At 69.9% G+C, this 11,267-nt stretch carries 3 protein-coding genes and 1 pseudogene; all 4 read left to right on the forward strand.

Features of this window, described 5'->3' with window-relative positions; all coding sequences use genetic code 11:
* The first annotated feature begins 13 nt into the window (after positions 1-13).
* Complete coding sequence (locus tag JF597_RS01170) at positions 14-4,984, forward strand: non-ribosomal peptide synthetase (protein ID WP_293987354.1); 4,971 nt, start codon at positions 14-16, stop codon at positions 4,982-4,984.
* 202 nt (positions 4,985-5,186) lie between these two features.
* A pseudogene (locus JF597_RS01175) lies at positions 5,187-6,518 on the forward strand (condensation domain-containing protein); the annotation flags it as partial.
* Positions 6,519-6,582: 64 nt separating this feature from the next.
* On the forward strand, positions 6,583-9,048 hold the full coding sequence (locus JF597_RS01180) for an amino acid adenylation domain-containing protein (protein ID WP_293987357.1): 2,466 nt from the start codon (positions 6,583-6,585) through the stop codon (positions 9,046-9,048).
* A gap of 17 nt (positions 9,049-9,065) precedes the next feature.
* The coding region (locus tag JF597_RS01185) for an amino acid adenylation domain-containing protein (protein WP_293987360.1) at positions 9,066-11,267 on the forward strand (2,202 nt) is incomplete at its 3' end.

Below are 11,267 nucleotides of genomic sequence, written 5' to 3' on the forward strand. Positions count from 1 at the left end.
TGCGGTGGCGGTGGTGTTCGAGGGTGTCGAGGTGTCGTTCGGGGAGTTGGATGCGCGGGCGAACCGGTTGGCGCGGTTGCTTGTGGGGCGGGGTGTGGGTCCGGAGTCGGTGGTCGCGGTGGTGATGGAGCGCGGCGTGGAGCTGGTGGTGGCGTTGCTGGCGGTGGTGAAGGCGGGGGGTGCGTATCTGCCGGTGGATCCGGAGTATCCGGCCGGTCGTATCGAGGCTGTTCTTGCCGATGCCGGGCCGGTGTGTGTGCTCAGCTCGACCGCGCTGGCCGGGGTGGTGCCGGATGGCGTGGCCCGGGTTGCGGTGGATGATCCCGCGGTGGTTGCGGAGTTGGCGGGTCTGTCGGCGCAGGCTCCCGTGGTGGGGGTGCTGCCTGCGCATCCGGCGTATGTGATCTTCACGTCGGGCTCCACCGGGCGTCCGAAGGGTGTTGTGGTGCCGCATGCGGGGGTCGTGAACCGTCTGGCGTGGATGCAGGAGCTGTCCGGTCTGTCGGCCGGGGACCGGGTGCTGCAGAAGACGCCGTTCGGGTTCGACGTCAGTGTGTGGGAGTTCTTCTGGCCGCTGGTGCAGGGCGCGGCGCTGGTGGTGGCCCGTCCGGGTGGGCACCGGGAGCCCGCCTATCTGGCCGAGTTGATTCAGCGTCAGAACATCACGGTGACGCACTTCGTGCCGTCGATGCTGGAGACGTTCCTGCGTGAGCCGGCGGCCGCCGACTGTGCCGGGCTGCGGGCGGTGTTCTGCAGTGGTGAGGCGCTGCCGGCGCCGTTGCGGGACCGGTTCCTCGAACTGCTGGACGGTGTGCCGCTGTTCAACCTGTACGGGCCCACGGAGGCGTCCGTGGACGTGACCGCGGCGCGCTGTGCTGTCGGCGATGGTGCGGTGGTGCCGATCGGTGGGCCGGTGGCCAATACCCGGGTGTATGTGCTGGACGGTTCGCTGTCCCCGGTGCCGGTGGGTGTCGAGGGTGAGCTGTACCTGGCGGGTGTGCAGCTGGCGCGCGGCTATGTGGGGCGTGCGGGTCTGACCGCGGAGCGGTTCGTGGCCTGCCCGTTCGCCGAGGGCGGGAGGATGTACCGCACCGGTGACCGGGTCCGCTGGAACGCCGGTGGTCAGCTGGTGTATCTGGGCCGTACGGACGAGCAGGTGAAGATCCGCGGCTTCCGGATCGAGCCTGGTGAGATCCAGGCCGTCCTGGCCGCACACCCTGCCGTGGCCCAGGTCGCGGTCGTCGCTCGCGAGGACGTCCCGGGTGACATCCGCCTGGTGGCGTACGCCGTTCCGGCTGGCTCGGACACGCCGTCGGACGAACTCCTGTCCCTCTTGCGGGAGTTCGCGGGTGAGCGGTTGCCGTCCTACATGGTCCCGTCGGCGGTCGTGGTGCTGGACGCGTTGCCGGTGACGGTCAACGGCAAGGTGGACCGCAAGGCGCTGCCGGCGCCGGAGTATGCGGCGGGTGGGGGCCGTGCGCCGGCCAGTGTGCGGGAGGAGATCCTCTGCGAGGCGTTCGCCGAGGTCCTCGGCTTGTCGGCGGTCGGGGTCGATGACGACTTCTTCACGCTGGGCGGCCATTCGCTGCTGGCGGTGGCCCTGGTGGAACGCCTGCGAGTGCGGGGTGTGTCCGTGGCGGTGCGGGCGCTTTTCGAGACGCCGACGGTAGCCGGGCTGGCAGCCGCACAGGCCTCCGAGGGGGTCGTGGTGCCGGCGAACGCCATTCCCGTCGGCGCGCGGGAGATCACGCCGGAGATGCTGCCCCTGGTGGACTTGGACGCCACCGAGATCGAGCGGATCGTGGCCACGGTCGAGGGTGGTGCGGCCAATGTGGCGGATGTCTACCCGCTGGCCCCGCTCCAGGAGGGTCTCCTCTTCCACCACATGATGGCGGATCAGGAGGCCGAGGCGGATGTCTACATGCGGCCGTCGGTGTTGGGATTCGACTCGCGGGAGCGGGTGGACGCGTTCCTGGACGCGCTGCGGATGGTGATCGACCGGCATGACGTCTACCGCACGGCGTTCGTGTGGGAGGGGCTGGCCGAGCCGGTGCAGGTGGTGTCGCGCCGGGTGGAGCTGCCGGTCCAGGAGGTCGTCTTGGACCCGCAGGGCCCCGACCCGGTGGAGCAGTTGGCAGCCATCGGCGGCTCGTGGATGGATCTGACCCGGGCGCCCCTGATGACGGTCCACATCGCGGCGGAGCCCGGCGGTGACCGCTGGCTGGCACTGCTGCGAACCCACCACCTGGTGCAGGACCACACTTCGGTGGACGTGCTGCTCGGGGAGCTTCGGGCGTTCATGTCCGGTCGGGGCGACGCGTTGCCGGAGCCGTTGCCGTTCCGCGACTTCGTGGCGCAGGCCCGCCTGGGTACGCCGCGCGAGGAGCACGAGCGGTACTTCGCCGAGCTGCTCGGGGACGTCACCGAGACGACGGCGCCGTTCGGTGTGCTGGACGCGTACGGCGACGGCAGTACCACCCACCAGGCACGCGTCGTGGTGGACGATGAACTGTCCTGCCGGATACGTGAGGTGGCGCGGCGCGAGGGCGTCAGTGCGGCCACCGTCTTCCACCTGGCGTGGGCGCGGGTGCTGGGTGTGGTCAGCGGCCGTGACGACGTGGTGTTCGGCACGGTGCTGTTCGGCCGGATGAACTCCGGGGCGGGCGCCGACCGGGTGCCGGGTCTGTTCCTCAACACGCTGCCGGTGCACGTGCGGTTGGACGGGCAGAGCGTGGGCGGGGCGCTGTCCGGGATGCGGCACCAGTTGGCGGGGCTGCTGGTGCACGAGCACGCGCCGCTGTCCCTGGCGCAGCAGGCGAGCGGGATGACGGGCGGCAGCCCGCTGTTCACCTCGATCTTCAACTACCGGCACAATCAGGGCGCCGTGCGGAACTTCGACTCCGGCTTCGAGGGCGTCGGCGTGCTCTCCACGCGGGACCTGACCAACTACCCCCTGAGCATCGCTGTCGACGACGACCAGACGGGGTTCAGCCTGACCGTCGACGCGGTGGCTTCGATTGACCCGCAGCAGGTGGGGTCGCTGTTGCACACCTGCCTGGGCAATCTGGTCGCGGCCCTGGAGGATGCCCCGGAGCAGACGCGGCTGGGAGAGGTGGGCGTCCTCGGTGAGGCGGAGCGGGAGCGGCTGCTGACTGGCTGGAACGACACGGGTGTTGCTGCTCCTGTGTTGTCGGTGGCGGATGTGTTTGCGGCGCAGGTGGCGCGGACGCCGGATGTCGCGGCGGTGGTGTACGGGGACGTGGAGCTGTCGTACGCGGAGTTGGATGTGCGGGCTGCTGCGTTGGCGGGTGTGCTGCGGGATCACGGGGTCGGCGCGGAGTCGCTGGTCGGTGTGGTGATGGACCGCTCGGTCGAGCTGTTGGTGGCGTTGCTGGCGGTGGTGAAGGCGGGTGGTGCGTATCTGCCGATGGATGTGGAGTCTCCGTCGGAGCGGGTCGCGTTCGTGTTCAAGGACGCGGCGCCGGTGTGTGTGCTGACCACGCGGGATGCTGCCTCGCGGGTGCCGGAGTCGGTGGAGGCGCCGGTGCTGGTGGTCGACGGTGAGCAGGTGCCGGCCGGGTCGGCGCAGGTGACCGGCGCTGGGGTGGGTCTGGAGTGCCCGGCGTATGTGATGTACACCTCGGGTTCGACGGGTGTGCCCAAGGGCGTGGTGACCACGCAGCGGGATCTGGTGGAGTTGGCGTCGGCTTCGCATTGGGGTGTGGGGTCGGGGGACCGAGTGTTGTTCCAGGCCCCGCATGCCTTCGATGCCTCCTCGTATGAGGTGTGGGTGGCGTTGCTGTCGGGTGCGACGGTGGTGGTGGCGCCGACGGGTGCGGTGGATGCGGGGGTGCTGCGGTCGCTGCTGGTCGACTGCGCGGTGTCGCACGTGCATGTGACGGCGGGTCTGTTCCGGGTGATCGCGGAGCAGGATCCGCAGTGTTTCGCGGGCGTGCGTGAGGTGCTGACCGGTGGTGATGTAGTGCCGGTGGGGGCGGTGCGCCGCGTGCTGGAGGCCAACGCGGGTGTGGTGGTGCGGCACCTGTACGGGCCCACGGAGGTGACGCTGTGCGCCACCCAGCATGAGGTGGGCTCGCCAGAGGCGCTGGGCGGGGTGCTGCCGATCGGTGGGCCGTTGGACGGCACCCGGGTGTATGTGCTGGACGAGTACCTGGCTCCGGTGCCGGTGGGTGTGGCGGGTGAACTGTATGTCGCGGGTGCGGGTTTGGCGCGCGGCTATCTGAACCGCCCGGACCTGACGGGTGAGCGGTTCGTCGCGGACCCGTTCGGTGTGGCGGGTGGCCGGTTGTATCGCACGGGTGACCGTGTGAAGTGGTCGGCGGATGGGCGGTTGATGTTCGCTGGTCGTGCGGATGAGCAGGTGAAGATCCGCGGGTTCCGGGTGGAGCCGGCCGAGGTGGAGTCGGTGGTGGCCGCGCACCCGCAGGTGGCGCAGGCCGCGGTGATCGCACGTGAGGACGTGCCGGGTGACAAGCGCCTGGTCGCGTACGTCGTTGCGGACGGCGACAGCAGCGAACTGGCCGCAAGTGTCCGTGAGTTCGTGGCCGGGCGGTTGCCGTCCTACATGGTTCCGTCGGCGGTGGTGGTGCTGGAGGAGTTGCCGCTGACGGTGAACGGCAAGCTGGACCGCAAGGCCCTGCCCGCCCCCGAGTACGCCGCCGGCGCGGGCCGGGCACCGGCCACGGTGCAGGAGGAGCTGCTGTGCCAGGCGTTCGCGCAGGTCCTGGGACTCGACCGGGTTGGCGTGGAGGACGACTTCTTCGCTTTGGGCGGCCACTCCCTGCTGGCGACCCGACTGGTCAGTGAGGTGCGGGAGTCGCTGCGGGCCGAACTGCCGATCCGGGCGGTGTTCGAGGCACGGACGCCGGAGGGGCTCGCCGGCTGGCTCGCCAGTCAGATCGAGCCCCAGAGCATGGCTAGGCCCACTCTGCGGCCGATGCGTAAGCAGGAGGACTACGGATGATTCCGTTGTCGTTTGCGCGGCGTCGGCTGTGGTTCCTGAGTCAGTTGGAGGGTCCGAGTGCGACCTACAACATTCCGCCGGCGCTGCCGTTGACCGGGGATGTGGATCGGGAGGCCCTCGCCGGCCGGCCCGCCAGTCAGATCGAGACCCAGAGCATAGCTAGGCCCACTCTGCGGCCGATGCGTAAGCAGGAGGACTACTGATGATTCCGTTGTCGTTTGCGCAGCGTCGGCTGTGGTTCCTGAGTCAGCTGGAGGGTCCGAGTGCGACCTACAACATTCCGCTGGCGCTGCGGCTGACCGGGGATGTGGATCGGGAGGCCCTCGCCGAGGCGTTGCGGGACGTGGTGGGGCGGCACGAGGTGCTGCGCACAGTCTTCCTGGCCGAGAACGGGGAGCCGTACCAGCGGGTCCTCAAGGTCGAGGACAGCGGGTTCGAGCTTGCGGTCGAGGCGGTTTCCCAGGAGTCGCTGTCCAGCGCCGTGAGCGGGGCGGTCGCGTACGCGTTCGATCTGTCCGCCGAAATCCCCGTTCGGGCAACGCTGTTCACGGTGAACCAGGACGACCATGCGTTGGTGGTGGTGGTTCATCACATCGCCGGGGACGGCTGGTCGACGGCGCCGTTGGCGCGGGACCTTTCGGTGGCGTATGAGGCGCGGGCCGCGGGTCGGGCACCGGAGTGGGAGCCGCTGCCGGTGCAGTACGCGGACTACGTGCTGTGGCAGCGGGAGTTGCTCGGCGACGAGCAGGACCCGGACAGCGTGCTCTCCCGGCAACTGGCGTACTGGCGCAAGACGCTGGCCGGGGCGCCGGCCGAACTGGAGCTGCCGACCGATCGGCCACGTCCCGCCGTGGCCGGTCATCAGGGCCATGCGGTGACAGTCGAGCTGCCGGCCGGCGTGCACGAGCGTCTGGTGAAGGTGACCAGGGAGCGGGGGGTGACCCTGTTCATGGTGGTGCAGGCCGCGCTGGCGGTCACTCTCAACCGGTTGGGTGCGGGGAACGACATCCCGATCGGGGCGGCGATCGCCGGACGCACCGAGAAGGCCTTGGAGGACCTGGTCGGGTTCTTCGTGAACACGTTGGTGATGCGCACGGACCTGTCCGGTGACCCGACCTTCGACGAGGTGCTGGAGCGGGTGCGTGAGGCCAGCCTGCGCGCGTTCGAGCATCAGGACGTGCCGTTCGAGAAGCTGGTGGAGGAGTTGTCGCCGGTCCGGTCGATGGACCGGAACCCGCTGTTCCAGGTCATGCTCGCGGTGCAGAACACGGCTTCGGCGGCGTTGGATCTGTCCGGTGCGGGCTCGCTGCCTTCGGCTCTGGCGTCGTCAGCGGGTCTGGGGGCGTCGAAGTTCGACCTGGAAGTGAGTGTTGGTGAGGTCTTTGATGCGCAGGGCAAGCCGGCGGGCATCCGGGGGAGGTTGATCGCGGCTGCGGATCTGTTCGATGCGGGGACGGCGGAGCGTTTCGCGGGTTGGCTGCTGAGGGTCGTCGAGACGGTTGTCGCTGAGCCGCAGACGCGAGTGTCGGCGGTGGATGTGCTCGATCGATGCGCGCGCCAATGCGGTGGCGCGGCGGCTGGTCGAACTGGGTGTGGGCGTGGAGTGCGGTGTCGCGGTGCTGATGGAGCGGTCGGTCGAGTTGGTGGTGGCGCTGCTGGCGGTGGTGAAGGCGGGCGGTTACTACGTTCCGCTGGACGCCCGGTATCCGCTGGCGCACCGTCGGACGATCGTCGGGGAGACGGGTGCCTCGGTCGTCCTCACCGATGCCGAGCTGCGGGGTCAGGCGGCCGAGCTGGGTCTGGCGGTGTTGGAGGTCTCCGGCGCGGGCGCTGCGGAGCCGTTGGAGATCTCCTGTGATGTGGAGGGGTTGGCCTATGTGATGTACACCTCCGGCTCGACGGGTCGGGCGAAGGGCGTGGCGGTGACGCATGCCGACGTGGCGGCGCTGGCGCTGGACCGGCGGTTCGCGGGTGCGGAGTTGGAGCGGGTGCTGCTGCACTCGCCGTACTCCTTCGACGCGTCGACGATGGAGCTGTGGGTCCCGCTGCTGACCGGCCACCGGGTGGTCGTGGCGCCGGCCGGTGACCTGACGGCCGCCTCGCTGGCCGAGGTGGTGGCCGAGCACGGGGTGACCTGGCTCTTCCTGACCATCGGCCTGTTCGGCCTGTTCGCCGAGCAGGACCCGGCCTGCTTCGGGGGCTTGCGCGAGGTGTGGACCGGCGGCGACGTGGTCTCCCGGGTCCTGGTGGACCGAGTCCGTTCCGCCTGCCCGGGCACCGTCGTGGTGAATGTCTACGGGCCGACCGAGGCCACCACGTTCGCCACCGCGCACACCGCGGTGGACGGCGAGGGCGCGCTGCCGATCGGGCGCCCGCTCGACAACATGCGGGCCTACGTCCTGGACGCCGCGCTGCGCCCGGTGCCGGTGGGTGTGGCTGGTGAGTTGTATGTGACGGGTGCGGGGTTGGCGCGTGGGTACGTGGCGCGTCCGGGGCTGACGGCTGAGCGGTTCGTCGCCGATCCGTACGGGCCTGCGGGTGGCCGGCTGTACCGCACCGGAGACCTGGCGCGGTGGAACGCCGATGGCGAGTTGGTGTTCGCGGGTCGTGCGGACGAGCAGGTGAAGATCCGTGGTTTCCGGATCGAGCCGGGTGAGGTCGAGTCGGTGGTGGTCGGGCACCCGGGCCTGGAGCAGGCCGTGGTGCTGGTCCGTGAGGACGTGCCGGGCGACAAGCGCCTGGTGGCGTACGCGGTTCCCGTCGACGTCGATGCCAATGCGGATGAACTCATCACCAGCCTGCGGGAGTTCGCGGGTGCACGGTTGCCGCAGTACATGGTTCCGTCGGCTGTGGTGGTGCTGGAGGAGCTGCCGCTGACGGTGAACGGCAAGGTGGACCGCAAGGCCCTGCCCGCACCGGAGTATGCGGCGGGTGCGGGTCGGGCGCCGGCGACGGTGCAGGAGGAGCTTCTGTGCCAGGCGTTCGCCGAGGTCCTGGGACTCGATCGAGTCGGTGTCGATGACGACTTCTTCGCCCTGGGCGGTCACTCGCTCCTTGTGGTTTCCCTGGTGGCGAACCTCCGTGCGCGGGGCGTCTCTGTCTCGGTGAAGGCCCTGTTCCAGACGCCCACGCCGGCCGGGCTGGCCGGCGCTGCCGGGCCGGTCCAGGTGGTGGTTCCGCCGAACCTGATTCCTGAGGGTGCCGTCGGGATCACGCCGGAGATGCTGCCGCTGGTGGAGCTCACCGAGGCGGAGATCGAGGGGATCGTGGCCACGGTCGAGGGCGGTGCGGCCAATGTGGCGGATGTCTACCCGCTGGCCCCGCTCCAGGAGGGTCTCCTCTTCCACCACATGATGGCGGATCAGGGATTCGAGACGGATGTCTACGTACTGCCGTCGGTGATGGAATTCGACTCGCGAGAGCGTGTGGACGAGTTCCTGGCGGCACTGCAGCGGGTGATCGACCGGCATGACATCTGCCGCACGGCGTTCGTGTGGGAGGGCCTGGCCGAGCCGGTGCAGGTGGTGTCGCGTCGGGTGGAGCTGCCGGTCCAGGAGGTCGTGCTGGACCCGCAGGGCCCCGACCCGGTGGAGCAGTTGAGGGCTATTGCCGGGTCGTGGATGGATCTGACCCGGGCGCCCCTGATGACGGTCCACATCGCGCCGGAGCCCGGCGGTGACCGCTGGTTGGCACTGCTGCGAACCCACCACATGGTGCAGGACCACACCTCGCTGGATGTGCTGTTCGGGGAGGTGCGGGCGTTCATGTCCGGCCGTGTCGACACGTTGCCGGAGCCGTTGCCGTTCCGCGACTTCGTGGCGCAGGCCCGCCTGGGTATGCCGCGCGAGGAGCACGTGCGGTACTTCACCGAGCTGCTCGGGGACGTCACCGAGACGACGGCGCCGTTCGGGTTGCTGGATGTGCATGGTGACGGCACCGGATGTGGTGTTCGGTACGGTGCTGTTCGGCCGGATGAACGCGGGCGCCGGTTCGGACCGGGTGCCGGGTCTGTTCATGAACACCCTGCCGGTGCGCGTGCGGGTGGACTCGCAGAGTGCGGGTGAGGCGCTGGACGGCAGGGATGACGGGCGGCAGCCCGCTGTTCACCTCGATCCTCAACTACCGCCACGGCCAGGCACCGGTGGCGGGGACCGGTCCCCGCCTTGAGGGCGTCGGGGTGCTGACCGTGAGCGACCACACCAACTACCCCGTGAGCGTGTCCGTCGACGACCTCGGGAGTGGCTTCAGCCTGATCGTCGAAGCGGTGGCACCGGCCGATGCGGAGACGATCTGCGCGCTGTTGCAGGCCGCCGTCACGAACCTGACGGCCGTCTTGGAGGAGGCTCCGCAGTCGCGGTTCGCGGCGGTGGGGGTGCTGGGTGAGGCTGAGCGCCGTCAGGTTGTCGAGGAGTGGAACGACACGGCGGTCGAGGTGGCGTCGTCGACGTTGCCGGGGTTGTTCGCCGGGCAGGTGGCGCGGACGCCGGATGCGGTGGCGGTGGTGTTCGAGGGTGTCGAGCTGTCGTACGGGGAGTTGGATGCGCGGGCGAACCGGTTGGCGCGGTTGCTGATCGGCCGGGGGGTGGGCCCGGAGTCGGTGGTCGCGGTGGTGATGGAGCGCGGCGTGGAGCTGGTGGTGTCGCTGCTGGCGGTGGTGAAGGCCGGTGGTGCGTATCTGCCGGTGGATCCGGAGTATCCGGTGGAGCGGATCGCCTATGTGCTGGATGACGCGGCGCCGGTGTGTGTCCTGACGACGGAGCGGTGTGCACGGGTGCTGCCGGACTCGGTTGGCGGGCCGGTGCTGGTGCTGGACTCCGCCGAACTACGCGCCGAGTGCTCGGGCTTCGAGGAGGTGCAGCTGACGGATGCCGATCTGGTTGTGCCGCTGCTGCCGGCCCATCCGGTGTATGTCATTCACACGTCGGGTTCGACCGGGCGTCCCAAGGGGGTCGTGGTCACTCACCAGGCGCTGGTGAACCATTTGCAGGCGGCCGGGCAGCGGGTTCCGTTGCGGGCCGGCGACCGTCTGCTGGCTGTGACGACGGTGTCTTTCGACATCGCGGCGCTGGAGTTGTTCCTGCCGTTGGTGTGCGGGGCGGCTGTGGTGCTTGCCGAGCGGGAGACGGTACGTGATGCAGCGGCCTTGCGGGAGTTGGTCGACGCGGGCGGGGTGACTGCTGTTCAGGCTGTTCCGTCGCTGTGGCGGGCTCTGCTGTCCGATGAGGCTGACTGGCCGCACGGGGTGCGGGTGCTGGTCGGCGGTGAGGCACTGTCTGAGGAGTTGGCGGGCCGGGTGCGGGAGCTCGGCCTGTGGGCGGTGAACCTGTACGGTCCGACGGAGGCCACGGTCTGGGCGACCTCGGCCGAGGTCGGCGAGGGTCCGGTGACCATCGGGCGTCCGTTCGCCAACATGCGTGCCTACGTGCTGGATGGGTTCCTGCAGCCGGTCCCGGCAGGTGTGGCGGGCGAGTTGTATCTGGCGGGTGCGCAGTTGGCTCGGGGGTACCTGGGCCGGCCCGGGTTGAGTGCTGAGCGGTTCACTGCCGCGCCGTTCGGGCCGAGGGGTGAGCGGATGTACCGCACGGGCGACCTGGCCCGCTGGCGCGGGGACGGGACGCTGGAGTGCCTGGGCCGGGTCGACACGCAGGTCAAGGTGCGTGGCTTCCGGATCGAACTGGGTGAGATCGAGGCTGCGCTGGAGCGTCACGAGCTGGTGGCGCAGGCGGCGGTGACGGTCAACGGGAGCGGTGCGGGGGATCAGCGGCTTGCCGGGTACGTCGTGCCCCGGGCCGGGGTGCAGGTGGATGTGGCGGACCTGCAGGCCCACGTCGCCCGGAGCCTTCCGGAGTACATGGTTCCGTCGGCTGTGGTGGTGTTGGAGGAGTTGCCGCTGACGGCGAACGGCAAGGTGGACCGCAAGGCCCTGCCCGAACCGGACTATACGGGGCTGGCCGGCGCGGGCCGGGCACCGGCGACGGTGCAGGAGGAACTGCTGTGCCAGGCGTTCGCGCAGGTGCTGCGGCTGCCCGCGGTCGGTGTGGAGGATGACTTCTTCGAGCTGGGTGGTCATTCGCTGCTGGCGATGCGCCTGATAATCCGGGTGCGCGCGGTGCTGGGCGTGGAGTTGCCCCTGCGGATGCTGTACGAGCGTCCGACGCCGGCCGCGGTCGCGGCGTGGATGGGTGAGGCCGGCGAGGGCCGTGCGGCGTTGGTGCCGGTGGTGCGTCCGGAGCGGGTGCCGCTGTCGTTCGCGCAGCGCCGGCTGTGGTTCCTGGGGCAGTTG

Origin of the sequence: Streptomyces sp. (assembly GCF_019510245.1) — a bacterium.
Classification (GTDB): Bacteria; Actinomycetota; Actinomycetes; order Streptomycetales; family Streptomycetaceae; genus Streptomyces.